This is a genomic window from Trichocoleus sp. FACHB-90, from assembly GCF_014695505.1.
Taxonomy (GTDB): domain Bacteria; phylum Cyanobacteriota; class Cyanobacteriia; order Cyanobacteriales; family FACHB-T130; genus Funiculus; species Funiculus sociatus.
The window spans coordinates 51537-67186 of sequence record NZ_JACJOK010000089.1 but is presented as its reverse complement, the minus strand read 5'-3'; the positions used below and the strand labels follow the sequence as shown (position 1 = coordinate 67186).

Sequence of the window (15650 nt, the reverse complement as noted above, 5' to 3'; positions counted from 1 at the left end):
TCGCGTCCTCTGCGGGTCAAATCATTTCGTCGCCACCACAGCCAAATTCCAGGCAAAACGCTTCAGCAAAGGAAGATTTTTTACTACACTATCTAGCGTTTCTAAGCGCTGATATGTCGCCTTTAATCTTTCCTGTTCAATAATAATTTTTTTCCAGTAACGCTCCTTATTTGGATCGACTTTTTCAATCAAATAGAAGCGCAAGAAAATCCACAGGGTCGCCAGCCAAAACGTATCATAAGACGTTTCTGAAAACTGGGATTTTACAAAATTGACAATATTAATATCCAGTGGTGTTTCATCTTCAGTTCGCACCTTAGTAGCCATCCGCCGATAAACATTAATAACTGGATTGTGCTTCAAAGGGTCCCAAAAACAAGCTTTTCCACCAGGCTTGAGAACCCGGTGCATTTCCCTAATAGCGAGTTTCGGATTAGGCAAGTGGTGCAGCAAATTCGAGGCGTAGACGATATCAAAACTATTATCAGGGCAATCGAGAGCGATCGCATTCATAGTTCGCCCCTCAATCTCCACCCCGTTAGCAGCCGCCAGTTGCAGCGCCACTTCCACCATACCTGGCGAATAGTCAGATGCTAAGCATAGCGCCCCTTTCCTGGCAAAATAGACGCTATTTTCCCCAGCACCACACCCTAAATCTAAAAGTCGCTTACCTCTAATATCCCCTAATTGCTTGAGGATAAATCGATTTTCTGGCGCAGTACAAGCTTCAAAGTAATCTTTAACTTTGATTCCTTCTACATCTATAGTAGATGCCCATTGATCGTGAAATTTTTTCTCTTTGTCAAAAATATCTTCTTTCATGGTTGGTATTAAGAAATAAAAGCAAAGGTACGCAAAGGATTCTCTTACTTTGCGTACCTTGGTGTCAACCTCTGCGCCTGCGTCTACAATTTCTGATAAGTCACGGCTTCCCGCCCTTCCTGAACTTGTAAAGCTGAGTAAAGGCGATTCAGGGCGTTGAGGTAAGCTTGGGCGGAGGCGACGATGATATCGGTGTTCGCCGCATGACCGGAAAATAGCCGTTCTTCGTGCTTCAGGCGAATGGTGACTTCCCCGATAGCATCAATTCCAGCAGTTACAGATTGAACGGAAAACTCAATCAGTTGGTTGGGTACGTTCACCACGCGGTTGATTGCCTTATACACGGCATCTACTGGCCCCGTACCAATGGCGGCATCAGTTAGTTCTTCACCTGCGGGGGTGCGGAGTGTTACTGTGGCTGTGGGCTGGGAATTGCTGCCGCAGGATACCTGCACCAATTCTAAGCGGAAAATTTCGGGAGCTTGTTGGGTTTCGTCGTTAGCGATCGCTTCCAAATCCCAATCGGTGATTTCTTTCTTTTTATCCGCCAATTCTTTGAACTTCAGAAATGCTTTATTTAACTCGCTATCCGTTAGTTCAAAGCCCAATTCTTTCAATCTGGCGCTGAAGGCATGGCGACCCGAATGTTTGCCTAATACAATCTGATTATCTGTTAATCCGATGGATTGGGCATCCATGATTTCATAAGTCAGCTTGTTTTTTAGAACCCCATCCTGGTGAATTCCTGACTCGTGAGCAAAGGCATTTGCGCCGACAATTGCTTTATTTGGCTGCACCAACATCCCAGTCAAATTAGAAACTAATCGGGATGTCTTGTAAATTTGGCGCGTATCAATATTTGTCAGCGGTTCTTCTGAATCCTCTGAACGTCCCAAAAATGGATTGTAATATTGCCGACGCACATGGAGAGCCATCACCAATTCTTCTAAAGAAGCATTTCCAGCACGTTCGCCAATGCCGTTAATAGTACATTCCAGCTGACGCGCTCCATTTTTCACAGCTTCCAAGAAGTTAGCTACAGCCAAACCTAGATCGTTGTGACCGTGAACTGAAATAATTGCTTGGTCAATGTTGGGAACATTTTCTTTAATTCCCCGAATTAAATCCCCAAATTCGCTGGGAGTCATGTAACCCACAGTATCGGGAATGTTAACAGTTTTGGCACCAGCAGCAATTGTTCTTTCTAGCACTTGGTAAAGAAACTCTGGGTCAGAACGTGCTGCATCCATTGGAGAGAATTCTACATCGTCCATGAAGGATTTGGCATAAGCGACCATTTCTTCTGCGATCGCTAATACTTCAGCCCTAGATTTTCTTAGCTGATACTCCAAGTGAATATCTGACGTCGAAATAAACGTGTGAATTCTACCCTTCGCCGCTGGTTTTAGCGCTTCCGCTGCTGCTTCGATATCCGCTTTAATTGCTCTGGCCAAACTACAGATAACTGGGCCATCTTCTGTCCCTACTGTTTTAGCAATTTTCTGCACAGCCTCAAAATCTCCAGGGCTTGCATAAGCAAAACCCGCTTCAATCACATCCACGCCTAAACGCGCCAGTTGTCGCGCAATGCTCAACTTTTCGTCTACATTTAGGGTGGCTCCGGGACACTGTTCGCCATCCCGAAGAGTGGTATCGAAAATTACGATTCTGTCTTGGTTTGATTGATTTTCCATAGTAATTGGTCAGTCCTCAGTTGTTCTCGATCAATTTCTAATAGCTAATTGGTAATTTTTCATCCCCATTAGTCATTAGCTAATATTCAGTCTTCTCAATATGATCCCGAATATCATTTAAGTCTATGTAACGATCTGTGGCGTTTCGCAGTTCTCTAGCTATCATTCCTTCTGTAGAAACCACTGTGATATGAGTATTTTTGGAACGTAATAGTTCGATGGCTCTTTCAAAATCGCCATCCCCACTAAATAAAACTACCCTGTCGTACTGCTCTACTGTATTAAACATATCTACGACAATTTCAATATCTAAATTTGCTTTCTGGGAGTAGCGCCCAGATGTATCATCGTAGTATTCTTTGAGAATTTTAGTGCGAACGGTATACCCTAAACTAATTAGTGCGTCTCGAAATCCCCGCTGATCCTGCGGATCTTTAAGCCCTGTGTACCAGAAGGCATTGATGAGTGTTGTTTCTGGCTGTTCTTTTTTGAAATATTCCAACACCCTTCTAGGATCAAAAAACCAACCATTTTTTTGTTGAGCGTAGAACATATTGTTCCCGTCTACAAAAATAGAAAGACGGTTCATTAAGCAAGCCATAGAAGCTAAGACCTAAAATTTGTAGAAAAGAATTTAATCGGAATGATTTATTCTAGCAATTTGTTACTATAACAGTTTACTTATACTTACTCTAGCGTCAATATACTATATCTGTTTCTCTGTAACTGTATGCCCAAAGACCGACAGTGGCATTCAGGCGGACTTTAGAGCTGTCTTCGGGGAGCAAAATCGGAAAATTGAAGCTGCACACCAAGATCACTCTGACAATTACTGCTTATTTAAACTCTACCTTAGTTCAGGAATTTGTAAATGTCCTACTTGTCACCAGAATGAATATTTAGGACAAGCTATTAGCCACTACTGGCCCTGTAACACTTAGAGGTAGGAACACCAATCGCTCCAGCTGCCAGCATAAAGCTTGCCTGTGTGAATCCCAGCTATTTCAAGAGATAATAGATTAACGCAAGCAGTGACACCAGAACCGCAATAGACCAAAATTTCTTCAGCTTGCTCTAAACCCTTCCATCGTTGGCGTTGTTCTGTCATCAGTCGTAGGTAAGATTGAGTGTTAGAGACATCTTGCCAAGGGTAGTTAAGTGCGCCGGGAATATGACCTGCAATCGGGTCAATTGGTTCTCGTTCGCCTCGGTAGCGATCGCCTTCTCGCGAATCTACAAGCATAACTTGGGGCAAATCTTTCTTTGCTTTCACTGTTTCAATATCCACCACCAAATCTTCTCGCAACTGCACAACAAACTTACCTGGATCTGGTATCGGTAGAACATCTGTAACCGGATGCTCCCCAGCCTTCCATCCCGCAAACCCTCCATCCAATACCACTTGACGATTATGCCCCAGGTAGCGCAGTAGCCACCAGAGACGGGACGCAAAGGCGAATCTGGAATCATCGTAAGCAACAACCAGGGTTTCTTGAGAATTTACCCCGATAGCTGCTAACTTATTAGCTAACTCTTCTGGGTTGGGTAAAGGATGTCTTCCCCCATGCTTTTCAACATTGCCAGAAAGGTCTTTATTTAAATCCAGATAGTAAGCACCTGGTATGTGACTGGTGAGATACTGTTTGTGTCCCAATTCTGGATCTGTCAGGGAAAAGCGACAATCTACAATAACGACTTGGGGATCGTTAAGGTGTTCGCCTAGCCACTGGGCGGAAACTATAAAATTGTTATCAGTCATAACCTGAAAAGTCAATCTAAAACACCAAATAATTGAGATTAGCTTTGTATTGAGTAATGACTATAAAAAAATATGATTGATGCAATTATGAGTAACAATATCTTTACAATTTCCTTATAGGCACAGAGTAATCTTACCAAAAATGATGTTTTTTGTATTGCTCTGGCTAGTTTTCTTGGTACAAACTAACTACTCTAAGCACTTCAGAACACTCAAGGGTAGAGATGGTTACAACGTCTCTACAACATAAGCATCAATTAAGAATAATGGATAATGGCGGCATCTTCACACCACAACTTACAGATGATGGCTCATTCACCTTCTTCTCACAAGAGTTTGGCGAAGCTTTTCACAGTCAGCATGGTGCTAAGCAGGAAGCCGAACTTAAGTTTGTGAATCCTCTCCAACTCAAGGAGAAAGCGCAGCAACCAACATTGCATCTATTGGATGTTTGTTATGGTCTTGGCTACAATACAGCAGCAGCGTTGGAGACGATTTGGGCAGTAAATCCAAATTGTCGCGTTGAGTGGGTAGGCTTGGAATTAGACGCATCTGTAGCGCCAGCTGCGATCGCGCATAATCTCCTCAACAGCTGGAACCCCGAATACATCCAAATTCTCGCTAAACTAGCAATATCTAGACAAGTTAAGACCGAACGTTTACAAGCAAATCTACTCATTGGTGATGCTAGGGAAACAATTAGGCAAGTATATCTCTCTGGCTTTAGAGCAGATGCAATTTTTCTCGATCCCTTTTCGCCCTTGCACTGTCCCCAACTGTGGACAGTGGAATTTCTTGACATTGTTGCCAAATGCTTAAAACCTTCCGGGAGACTTGCTACCTATTCCTGCGCGGCGGCGGTGCGGACAGCTCTTTTGGCAGCTGGATTACAAATTGGTGCGACACCACCAGTAGGGAGGCGATCGCCGGGAACCGTCGCCGCACAAAAAGCCCCATTACCGCCACTATCATTACAAGAACAGGAGCATTTGCAAACCAAAGCCGCTATTCCCTACCGCGATCCGACTCTAAGCGATCCAGCCGATGTAATTTTGCAACGGCGTACAATAGATCAGCAAACCAGTTCTCTAGAGCCATCCTCTCATTGGAAAAAGCGCTGGTTCCAAAAGCAAGATACAAAGTCTTAAATTTAGGTTAAAAATTTATCACACTATTGCAACAAAAATTTGCATAATCCCTCGTGAATATCCGTGGAAAGCCTGATTTTATTATTGAGCGATTCGCTCATACTAAAAACAAATTTCTGGGATAGGCGATTTTAAACTTATTAAATGCTTCTGCTTTTTCGCAAATAAGGTGTTTTTCAGTGAGCTTTATCGATTCTGAATTGCCCAAAGTTCTAGTTGTTGACGATCATCCCTCCAGTCGCATGACAGCAGTAGCACTTCTCTCGGTGGAAGGCTACGAAGTATTAGAAGCAGACAGTGGCCCAGCAGCATTAGAACAAGTGCTGGAAAGCAATCCGGACTTGATTTTGCTGGATGTAATGATGCCGGGGATGGATGGATTTGAGGTGTGTCGCCGCCTGAAGGAGAACGAACACACGCGCCTGATTCCGGTGGTGTTCATCACCGCATTAAATGACAGGCGATCGCGCATCATGGGCATAGAAGCTGGTGGGGATGACTTTCTCACCAAACCCTTCGACCGCTTGGAATTATCTGCCAGAGTGCGATCGCTCGTTCAGCAAAAGCGCTTAAATGAAGACCTGGATCACGCTGAACAAGTTCTTTTCTCAATTGCCCGTACCGTCGAAAGCCGCGATCCCATAACTGGCGACCACTGCGAACGACTGGTGACAATGGGCAGAACCTTCGGAGAATTTATTAATCTTGGACGCAATGAAGTTCGGGATTTAGTGTGGGGAGGCTATCTCCATGATATCGGTAAGGTTGGGATTCCCGACTCTGTGCTGCTCAAAAACGGGAAACTCACCCCCGAAGAGTGGGACGTTATGAAACAGCACGTCACCATCGGGGAGAAAATTTGCAAACCACTGCGAACCATGCGGGGTGTCATTCCCATTATTCGCTATCATCACGAACGCTGGGACGGTACGGGCTATCCGGATGGACTCGTAGGCGATGAAATTCCAATTCTTGCTCAGGTGTTTCAAATTATTGATATTTACGATGCCCTAACCAGTGAACGCCCATATAAAGCGGCTTTCACCCCAGCCAAAGCTTTAGAAATCATGAGCGAGGAAGCCTCAAAAGGTTGGCGCAATCCCCAACTTGTGCAGCAATTTGCTGAATTTATTCAATCTACTCAGCAACCTGAGAACCTGAGTCGGGAGGAAGCGTTTGCTCAAAAATCAGCCCGATAATGGGAAAGCTTTTCCTCAAGTATGAAATTCAACTTTGAAGGTTCACCCTTCATCCTTTATCCTTTTAGCTGGTAGCTGAAGGCTGATAGCTAAACATGGTAGCAGTAGCAATTCTTGCAGCAGGACGCGGAACGCGGATGAAATCGGATCTGCCCAAGGTTTTACACTCTTTGGGAGGGCGATCGCTCGTCGAACGGGTTCTGCATAGTCTGTCTGAAATCAATCCATCTCGGTGTCTTGTCATTGTCGGGTATCAGGGCGATCGCGTCAAAGACTCTCTTGCGCGGGTTATTGATCATTTGCCCCCAATTGGAAGTTTAGAGTTTGTCGAACAAACAGAACAGTTGGGTACAGGCCACGCCGTCCAGCAATTACTTCCCCACCTAGAGGGCTTCGCTGACGATTTGCTGGTTTTAAATGGGGATGTTCCCCTGTTGCGACCGCAAACCATCCAAAATCTGTTGCAGACTCATAAAACAAATCAAAACGCCGCTACCCTTCTCACCGCCCATCTCCCCAATCCTAAAGGCTACGGGCGGGTTTTTTGTAACGGTCAAAATCTGGTAAAAGAAATTGTGGAAGACCGGGACTGCACACCCGCTCAAAAGCAAAATCGTCGGATTAATGCAGGTGTTTACTGCTTCAAGTGGTCGCAACTGGAAAAGGTGTTACCGCAACTGGTGGCGAACAATGACCAGCAGGAATACTATCTCACAGATGCGGTAAAATTCATGGCACCTGTGATGGCTGTGGATGTTGAGGATTATCAGGAAATTCTCGGCATCAACGATCGCAAGCAGATGGCTTCGGCTTACGAAATATTACAAGAGCGGGTGAAAGATTCTTGGATGGCTGCTGGTGTCACTCTGATTCACCCAGACACGATTACGATTGACGACACGGTGCAGCTGTCTCCCGATGTAGTCGTTGAACCCCAAACTCATCTGCGCGGACAAACGGTAATTGGTGCAGGTAGTCGCATTGGCCCCGGTAGCTTGATTGAAAATAGCTCTATTGGGGAAAATGTGACAGTGCTTTATTCCGTGGTGACAGACAGCGTTGTTAAAAATGGCAGCCGCATTGGCCCTTACGCCCATCTGCGCGGTCATGTAGAGGTTGGGGAATCTTGCCGCGTCGGGAATTTTGTGGAATTGAAAAATAGCACTTTGGGCGATCGCACAAATGTCGCTCACCTATCTTATCTAGGAGATGCCACACTGGGTAATAAAGTTAACATTGGTGCTGGGACAATTACGGCAAATTACGACGGGGTGAAAAAGCATCCCACAACCATAGGCGATCGCACGAAAACTGGTTCAAACAGCGTTCTTGTCGCTCCCCTAACATTGGGAGAAGATGTGACTGTTGCTGCTGGGAGCGTAGTTACAGAAGATGTGCCAGATGATTCTCTGGTAATTGCGCGATCGCGTCAAGTAATTAAACCCGGTTGGCGCTTGAACCCAGAAGAATAACTTTACCCGTCTTTGCGTTCCCAGTCTCAGACTGGGAACGCACAAATCGAGAATGTCAATGTTATTCGTCCTCAGCATCTGCAAATAAAGAGCCTAAATTGCGTCTGCCACTCACGACTCGCATGATTTCAATAACATCATCTTTGACTCGATAGAAAATAATGAATCCTTCCAAAGGAAGTCCGCGCAGGTAAGAACGAATCTGAGGATAGCCACGTCCCATCTCTGGGAAACGAACCAACTGTTTACACCTTTCATTGAAGGACTGAAACCAGCGTTCCCCTGCCTCCAAATTGCAAGCCAGAAAATAATTACTAATTTCGTCTAAATCTTGGTTGGCTTCAGGTGCAATAATATGGCGACTCATCCTCGATCTTGGCGAACTTGACGAAATCTTTCTAAAATACGGTTCACAACTTCTTCACCGTCTTGACCTTCGCCTCGATCTAAAGATGCAGCAGCAGCATCTATTTTCTCACGAGTTTCTTGCACCCACTGTTCGTAATCCTTATCCCGTTCTTCCAGCAGTCGAAAGGCTTCTATAATAACCTGATCGACGGTTTGATACTTCCCAGTTTTCAGTTGCTCTTGAATGAATTGCTCTTGTTCTGGCTTTAATGAAATGCTCATAGCGATTGATACAGGAGTTTTTCCTATGATAAAGCGATCGCACTTTGAGGCTCCCTGATAGGCGGCAGCCCTGCCGAATGCCTGCCCTATATGAGTGCAATGCTTTCGGCATGGTGGTGTATAACCAAACCGCCTAACTCTTAATTTAAGCTACAAAGCCTGTGAGGGTGTCTCCAGTCCATTCCAGAGTGTCGCCCATCTTTTCGCCAGTGTGAAAAGCAGAAAGGAGGACTTCACTGGTTTTGCCAAAAGCGATCGCGCCTGTCGCATCAATTCCAATCGCCCCAAAATCTCGGCGGTGGTTATAAGCTTCGCCAAATGATCGCTCAAACGCTTGGGCAAGAGATAGACCATCAGTGACACGTACCACAATCCGCGCCGCCAGACACTCATCAATGATGTCTTCCCCAATACCCGTACAACTGATCGCTGCTTTCTGGGTGGCGTAGTTCCCGGCGGGCATCGCTGAGTCACTGACCCGCCCAATTCGCTCAAAACCCTTGCCACCCGTCGAAGTTCCGGCAGCTAAGTTTCCTTGTCCATCTAGAGCCACTACACCAATCGTTCCAACTCCTGCCTTGCTTGGCTCAACCAGCTCTTGTTCCGCTATGACTCCAGCAGCTTCTTTGATAAAGTTCTCGTCGCGTTCCTGAAGCCATTCCTGCAACCGGATCTCGATCATGGGATTGTAGACTGGAACTTGCAATTCCCGAATTAGTTCCATCGCCCCAAAATCCGACAGCACCCGATCCGCAGAAGTTTGTAAAGCTTGGGCTAACTCAATCGGATGTTGTACCCGCGAGACATTGATTACACCACTGAAACGCTGACTTTCCCCATCCATCAGCGAAGCACTCATGCGAATTTGCCCGTCTGATTGCAGTACGGAACCTGTTCCAGCATTAAAGCGGGGATCGTCCTCTAGCATATGGCAAGCGCTGACAACTGCGGCTGAGGCAGTTGCTCCTGCCATCAGCAACAAGTAAACTTCCTCTACGATTTTGTATAGAGATTGGCGTACTGCATCAACTCCCCCTTTACTCTTGAGAGAGCTTCCGGCACCGCCGTGAATGATAAGTTTGGGTTGCACCTGGTTAACTGACATTCCTTGAACCTTTGTAATGCGTGATATTTAGCGAGGATTGGGGATTGGGGATTGGGGATTGGGGATTGGGGATTGGGGAATTGGGGATTGGGGATTGGGGATTGGGAAGAATTTTACTCAGAGCCTAGTCCCTAGTCCCTAGTCCCTAGTCCCTAGTCCCTAGTCCCTAGTCCCCAGCCCCTAGCCCCCAGCCCTTTTATGAGCGGCGGCGGCGACAGCGCTCCGAACAGTATTTCACATCATCCCAGCAATCAGCCCATTTTTTGCGCCAAGTGAAGGGACGTTGACATACCGGGCAAATTTTTGTGGGTAAGTCGGACTTGGAACGAACACGCTTCATGCTAAGTTGACGATACATTGCTATTTAATTTTACGTAACAATTGAGGCAGGATGGCTACTATCTGTCTAGAGATAGATGTGCTTTTTACTGTTGTCTTAAGTAAGTCATGGATGAAACCACATTAACGAGGGTGCGGATTGTGTTGGTGGAGCCAGCTGGCGCTCGGAATGTTGGTGCTGTGGCTCGCGTGATGAAAAATATGGGGCTGCGTCAGTTGGTGCTGGTGAATCCCCAATGCGATCGCCTCTGTGAAGAAGCTGTCCATATGGCAGTTCATGCCGTAGATGTGTTGGAACAAGCCCAGGTAGTTGCCACAATGCCAGAAGCATTATCCGGGTGTACTCGTGCGATCGCTACCACTGCCCGCGTCCGAAGTATAGAAACTAATCTGGAAAATCCTAGAACCGCTTTACCGTGGTTGATTGCACCAGTGCCATCAGCTTTGATTTTTGGCCCCGAAGATCGGGGGTTAAGTAATGCGGAATTGAATTATGCTCAACGATTTGTACGCATTGCCACCAATCCGGAGTATCCTTCTTTAAATCTGGCAGCTGCTGTTGGCATTTGTTGTTACGAGCTTTATTCGTCAGCAATCAGCGAGTTGTCAAGTTTTCAAGTTGAGTTGTCAGATTTTAATAACTTGACAACCTTTCAATCTGACAATATTGAAACGCCGACTGAAACTGCACCCTTAGAACTCTTAGAGGGGTATTATCAGCAGATGGAAGCTGTGTTACTAAAAATGGGTTATCTGTATCCCCACACTGCGACAAGTCGCATGGAAAAATTTCGCCGCATCTTCAATCGAGGTAATTTAAGCAAAGAGGAAGTAGCTATGCTTAGAGGGATTTTTAGTCAAATGGATTGGGCGCTGCAATTTTTACCCGAATCAGCAAAGCGCGATCGCAAGCAATAGGACGCGCCATAGAATAGGGGATTGGGGACTGGGGACTGGGGACTGGGAAAATTTCCAAATCCAAAATCCAAAATCCAAAATCGATGTCGCCTGTACAGTGGTTGGGCGCTCTTTTTAACAACTAACAGCTAATAATGGTGGAGGAGTTGGGAGTGACTCAGCAGCCTGCAAATCAGTCAGTTGTGCCAGAGGTGTCAGTGGGGAGTAAGTATACAGGCAAGGGGCAAACGCCCGACAAGGTTCGCGCCGCCATCCGCGAACGTCGCCGCCGAAAGGAAAAAAGTCAAATTGCATCGCCAACGCAGCGCGAAGCATCTAGCAGTCCAGTGTCACGACGTACACCCTTGGTAAGGGTGGAAGACAAGCGTCAACCTGGAATTGGGAGTGAGGAATTACGGGCGGATTTAGGGCAGAAAACGGCTTTGAGAACAGAAAGACGGAAATCGTACTTGTCGGCGCGATCGCAAAGCGGTACAGATTTGACTCGTGGAGGGCAACAAGCACGTCGGCGTAGCGGTCGAGTGCGCCAAAGAGCAAATGCCAATCAGTCAATCTTTGCTGCCTCCTCAGAGCCAAGGAATAATGTTACACGCTTGAAAAAACCTTCTGCGTCTCTACCTGTCAATCTGCCAGTAAATAAGTCAACTCGTCGGACAAGACCTCAACGCCCCGTATCGCCTCTGGTATACGCTGCCCGTCTGTTGATTTTGGGGGTGGGAGTAGGCGCGATCGCTGGTACTTTATTATCAGCCTGGGACCCAGCCAAGCGCCAACTAACAGGCGCTGTGAATCCAGAAGTTGCGATCGCTCAAAATTCAGCCGTTGGCGGCGAAGCACTAACTTCAGGACAACCGAATACTCAGAACTTACCACCAACTGCGCTCGCTGTGGGCGAAGAAATCCCAACGTTAAAAGCCAAAGTGCAAGCTTTGGTAACGCAAAATCCCAAATTTCAGCCGGGAGTATTTTTAGTAGATTTGGAGACGAATGCTTACCTCGACTTGTCGGGAAGCGAAGTTTTCGCCGCCGCCAGCACGATCAAGGTGCCAATTTTGGTCGCCTTTTTTCAAGATGTCGATGCTGGCAAAATCCGTTTGGATGAAAAATTAACTTTAGAGCAAAATGCGATCGGGGGTGGAAGCGGCGACTTGCAGTACAAAAAGCCAGGGACGCAGTACACAGCCCTGGAAGTGGCAACCAAGATGATTATCATCAGTGACAACACTGCCACAAATATGCTAATCCAGCGTATGGGGGGCGCTCAGGCGCTCAATCAGCGCTTCCAATCTTGGGGCTTAACAGCAACAGTAATTCACAACCCACTTCCAGACTTGGAAGGAACCAACACTAGCACTCCTAAAGATTTGGCGAATTTGATGGCAATGGTTAATCAAGGAAATTTGATGTCTTTGCCATCACGCGATCGCTTGTTGGACATCATGCAGCGCACAGTAACTAACTCGTTGCTACCAAAGGGACTCGGAAAAGGCGCTACCATCGCCCACAAGACCGGGGATATCGGCTCTCTACTGGCAGACGTTGGTTTAATCGATTTGCCAAGTGGCAAGCGCTACATAGCTGCTGTGATGGTGAAACGCCCCCACAACGATTACAAAGCCTCGGAGTTGATTCGTCAGATTTCTCGTACAGCTTATCAATACTTCAGCGCACCGCCATCAGTCCCTGATGCAACTGAAGTGTCTCCCATACCTAAGCCTGTGACTGCGGGAAATAATACCAGTTTTATTAATTAGGGGACTGGGGATTGGGGGCTGGGGACTGGGGATTGGGAACTGGGGATTGGGTAACACTTTTTACTAATCCCCAATTAGCAATTAGCAATTAGCTATTAGCTATTAGCTATTAGCTATTGACTAACAAGTGTTAACTGATCTAGAGTTTGCCAGATTTCCTGTAATAAAGGGTCTAATCCAATTCGCGCCACTGCTGAAATAGCAAAGACGGGTGCATCAGTCAAAGAACGTAACTGTTGCGCGATCGCTTCTACATCTCGTTCCCCTGGAGCCAACGCATCCACTTTATTGAGTGCTATAACTTGCGGACGTTCCGTTAAACCCCGCCCGTAAGCCTCTAGCTCCTGCTGTATTGTTTGATACGCCTCAATTGGATCGTCGCTGGTAACGTCAATCATGTGCAGCAGTAACCGAGTGCGCTCAATGTGACGCAAAAAGTCGTGACCTAATCCGACACCCGTATGAGCGCCTTCAATTAAACCGGGAATATCGGCAAACACAGTACCATCGCCGTTGGGTTTGCGTACCACGCCCAAATTCGGCACCAAAGTTGTAAAAGGATAATCTGCCACCTTCGGTCTGGCAGCGGAAATCGATGAAATCAGGGTAGACTTACCCGCATTAGGTAAACCAATAATTCCAACTTCAGCTAACAGCTTCAATTCCATACGTAGATGGCGCTTTTCACCAGGCAGCCCATCTAAAGCGTACTCTGGCGCTCGGTTGCGATTGCTCAGGAAATATTGATTTCCCAATCCGCCCTTGCCACCTTGAGCTATACAAAAAGTTTGCTTTGGCTCGACCAAATCAGCCAACAGTTCATCCGTTTCGGCATCATAAATCATAGTGCCGCTAGGGACATTAATAACGCGATCGCGTCCCGCCGCACCAGTCCGATTATTGGGGCCTCCCCGCTCTCCGTCGTCTGCCTTAAAACGATGGTTGAACCTAAAGTCCAGCAGCGTTTGCAAATTCTCTTGAACTACTAGATACACCGAGCCGCCGCGTCCCCCATTACCTCCCGATGGCCCGCCAGCTGGCACATATTTTTCCCGGCGAAAAGCGACAATTCCATCGCCGCCTTTTCCCGCCTCAACTTCAACTTCTGCCTGATCGATAAATTGCATAATTACTAATTGAAAGGTTGCTAATTGCTGATGGCTAATTGTTCATTGTTCATTGCTATTAGCCATCAGCAATTAACAGTAAGTGGAAACATCTTCTCCACAATCATCCGCCAGATAGGATAAAGCCCGGAAGCGCAAACCTACTAACTGTTCGTAGAGAGGATTGAGCTTGCAAAGTGGCGGAATGTGGACAATCTTTTGCCCGAACAGCTTAACATCTCGCTCGAACGGACACTGAGCGGGAATCATTTTACACAAAAATCGGGCTAATCGCTGGTCATGAATTTCTAATCCGTCAAGCCAAATTCTGACAGGTTGCAGCACCACGCGATTTTTGATCCGAGCCGCCGCTCCTGTCTCCAGTTTAGAGTCAATCTGACCTCCTGGGCTGGATTTCAGTGCCTGTCGCAGCACCGACAGAGCTTTTGGCTGCTGTCCCAATGCCTGACAAAACTCGCTCAACAATTGATCCTCGCTGGAGGAATAGACACCATCAGCCACTGCCACCATTACAGCAGTACGCAGGAAATTTTCTGCGGCGCGGGCATCTGTTCCAAAAGCTGCTGCCAGTTCATCGGGTGTAATTTGTTCAAGTGATGGGAAATCACTAGCAAGAGCAAGTTCATCTTGAGCCAGCGATGCAATTAATTTTTGTTCTTCGGCATCAAAGTCGCCGTCTGCCCAAGCAAGCGTCAGCAAACCGCGTATCCAAGCCGTCATTTGCTGGCTAGTGTAGGGAGATTGAAGCACGCTTGTCATAAAACTCTAATTTTGGTTGAATGTACCTTGCGATCGCTTTAAGTCGATTTTAGCTCTGGCTCTGACGCACTTGTTTATCTAAAAGACTCAACTACTTGCTGAACTGCCGTTTTTGGCGAATTTAGCAGAGTTAGGATCGTTTCTCTCTTCGATCCTAACGAGCTTTCCGTACACACGCGGGGGGGTTTTCTGTCAGGAAAACCCTACTTGTGGACTGTTTTTTGGGAATTTTTTGGTGTAGCGATCGCTACCAGTCCGTATACTGGAATACCTTGCCCCTTTAGGGTTTCACTTGCGGCTTTAGCTGTCGCCCCGGTAGTATAAATATCATCCAATAGTAGTACAGAGCGAGATGGACGCGATCGCCTAAAGCCTTTCCCCAAACTGAAAGCTCCAGCTAAGTTTTGTTCTCTCTGAGTACCAGATAAGCTAAATTGAGCTTCAGTCTCCCGAATGCGTTCCAAACCGCATTTTTGTAAGGGGAGGCGGGTGAAGTCGCAAAAGCTTTGTGCTAATAAGTAAGCTTGGTCATATCCACGCTTTTTGCGCTTCTCTGCGTGCATGGGAACGGGAACAACGACCAGAGATGGAGAAGACACAGGAGAATTTAACCAAGCTTGACCTAACCAATGGCCCAAAGGACGAGCTATCTGGGGTTGGTTTTCATATTTTAAGGCAGCGATCGCTCTTTTTATTGCACCTCCATAAACTCCCCAGGCAAATACAGGAAATTCCTCTTCCCACTGGGCATAATTTGATGATTGGCAGCGTTGAAGTTGTCTGTAACAATCGTGACAAAATTCTTTGGAAGTTGGGCGCTGGCAAAGAGGACAGCTAGACTCAATAAAAAGATTTAGCAGGCTTTGGAAAATCTGACGGCTGTTCCCCATTTTCAGCACTCCAACCTAATCAACTATTTTTAAT

The 15650-nt window shown here is 46.5% G+C and carries 16 protein-coding genes; 5 read left to right on the top strand and 11 right to left on the bottom strand.

All coding sequences use genetic code 11. The features are described from left to right. Window positions 1-21: 21 nt before the first annotated feature. The 4 genes from H6F74_RS26005 to H6F74_RS25990 all read right to left on the bottom strand — a co-directional run bounded on the left by H6F74_RS26005 (window position 22) and on the right by H6F74_RS25990 (window position 4275). The gene (locus H6F74_RS26005) at window positions 22-822 is read right to left on the bottom strand and encodes a class I SAM-dependent methyltransferase (RefSeq protein WP_190445015.1); all 801 of its coding nucleotides are present in this window, start codon (window positions 820-822) and stop codon (window positions 22-24) included. Between the two features lie 83 nt (window positions 823-905). After that, the gene (locus H6F74_RS26000; RefSeq protein ID WP_190445014.1) at window positions 906-2516 is read right to left on the bottom strand and encodes a 2-isopropylmalate synthase; all 1611 of its coding nucleotides are present in this window, start codon (window positions 2514-2516) and stop codon (window positions 906-908) included. Window positions 2517-2595: 79 nt separating this feature from the next. Next, complete coding sequence (locus H6F74_RS25995) at window positions 2596-3117, bottom strand: NYN domain-containing protein (protein ID WP_190417704.1); 522 nt, start codon at window positions 3115-3117, stop codon at window positions 2596-2598. 336 nt (window positions 3118-3453) lie between these two features. After that, window positions 3454-4275 (bottom strand): sulfurtransferase, encoded by an 822-nt coding sequence (locus H6F74_RS25990; RefSeq protein ID WP_190445013.1) that lies wholly within the window; start codon window positions 4273-4275, stop codon window positions 3454-3456. A 224-nt stretch (window positions 4276-4499) separates the two neighbouring features. Here H6F74_RS25990 and H6F74_RS25985 point away from each other — a divergent pair, with 224 nt between their 5' ends. From H6F74_RS25985 to glmU, 3 genes are all read left to right on the top strand, one after another. Continuing rightward, a complete protein-coding gene (locus tag H6F74_RS25985; protein ID WP_242022479.1) occupies window positions 4500-5423 on the top strand; it encodes an MnmC family methyltransferase in 924 nt (307 codons plus the stop codon). Between the two features lie 179 nt (window positions 5424-5602). After that, window positions 5603-6622, top strand: coding sequence for an HD domain-containing phosphohydrolase (locus H6F74_RS25980; protein WP_190445012.1), 1020 nt, complete (start codon window positions 5603-5605; stop codon window positions 6620-6622). 95 nt (window positions 6623-6717) lie between these two features. Next, window positions 6718-8094, top strand: coding sequence for a bifunctional UDP-N-acetylglucosamine diphosphorylase/glucosamine-1-phosphate N-acetyltransferase GlmU (glmU, locus tag H6F74_RS25975; protein ID WP_190445011.1), 1377 nt, complete (start codon window positions 6718-6720; stop codon window positions 8092-8094). Window positions 8095-8155: 61 nt separating this feature from the next. Here glmU and H6F74_RS25970 read toward each other — a convergent pair whose 3' ends face one another. The 4 genes from H6F74_RS25970 to H6F74_RS25955 all read right to left on the bottom strand — a co-directional run bounded on the left by H6F74_RS25970 (window position 8156) and on the right by H6F74_RS25955 (window position 10169). Then, window positions 8156-8461, bottom strand: coding sequence for a type II toxin-antitoxin system RelE/ParE family toxin (locus H6F74_RS25970; protein WP_190445010.1), 306 nt, complete (start codon window positions 8459-8461; stop codon window positions 8156-8158). Then, window positions 8458-8724 carry a type II toxin-antitoxin system ParD family antitoxin gene (locus tag H6F74_RS25965; protein WP_190445009.1) on the bottom strand — a complete coding sequence of 89 codons (267 nt, stop codon included), beginning with the start codon at window positions 8722-8724 and terminating at the stop codon, window positions 8458-8460. Before H6F74_RS25965 ends, H6F74_RS25970 begins: the two co-directional genes overlap by 4 nt. 145 nt (window positions 8725-8869) lie before the next feature. Next, window positions 8870-9829: an isoaspartyl peptidase/L-asparaginase gene (locus tag H6F74_RS25960; protein WP_190445008.1), complete on the bottom strand. Its 960-nt coding sequence runs from the start codon at window positions 9827-9829 to the stop codon at window positions 8870-8872. Window positions 9830-10025: 196 nt separating this feature from the next. Beyond that, the gene (locus tag H6F74_RS25955; RefSeq protein WP_190417764.1) at window positions 10026-10169 is read right to left on the bottom strand and encodes a DUF2256 domain-containing protein; all 144 of its coding nucleotides are present in this window, start codon (window positions 10167-10169) and stop codon (window positions 10026-10028) included. A 107-nt stretch (window positions 10170-10276) separates the two neighbouring features. On the opposite strand from H6F74_RS25955, the gene H6F74_RS25950 reads away from it, so the two are divergent. Continuing rightward, window positions 10277-11086, top strand: coding sequence for an RNA methyltransferase (locus tag H6F74_RS25950; protein ID WP_190445007.1), 810 nt, complete (start codon window positions 10277-10279; stop codon window positions 11084-11086). Window positions 11087-11238: 152 nt separating this feature from the next. Next, entirely contained in the window at window positions 11239-12840 is a 1602-nt protein-coding gene (locus tag H6F74_RS25945; protein ID WP_347269557.1) for a serine hydrolase, read from the top strand. A gap of 113 nt (window positions 12841-12953) precedes the next feature. Here H6F74_RS25945 and obgE read toward each other — a convergent pair whose 3' ends face one another. The 3 genes from obgE to H6F74_RS25930 form a co-directional block, all read right to left on the bottom strand. Next, window positions 12954-13967: a GTPase ObgE gene (gene obgE, locus H6F74_RS25940; RefSeq protein ID WP_190445005.1), complete on the bottom strand. Its 1014-nt coding sequence runs from the start codon at window positions 13965-13967 to the stop codon at window positions 12954-12956. Window positions 13968-14039: 72 nt separating this feature from the next. Continuing rightward, the gene (locus H6F74_RS25935) at window positions 14040-14726 is read right to left on the bottom strand and encodes a Mo-dependent nitrogenase C-terminal domain-containing protein (protein ID WP_190445004.1); all 687 of its coding nucleotides are present in this window, start codon (window positions 14724-14726) and stop codon (window positions 14040-14042) included. A gap of 203 nt (window positions 14727-14929) precedes the next feature. Further along, on the bottom strand, window positions 14930-15616 hold the full coding sequence (locus H6F74_RS25930) for a ComF family protein (RefSeq protein WP_190445003.1): 687 nt from the start codon (window positions 15614-15616) through the stop codon (window positions 14930-14932). Between the last annotated feature and the right edge of the window lie 34 nt (window positions 15617-15650).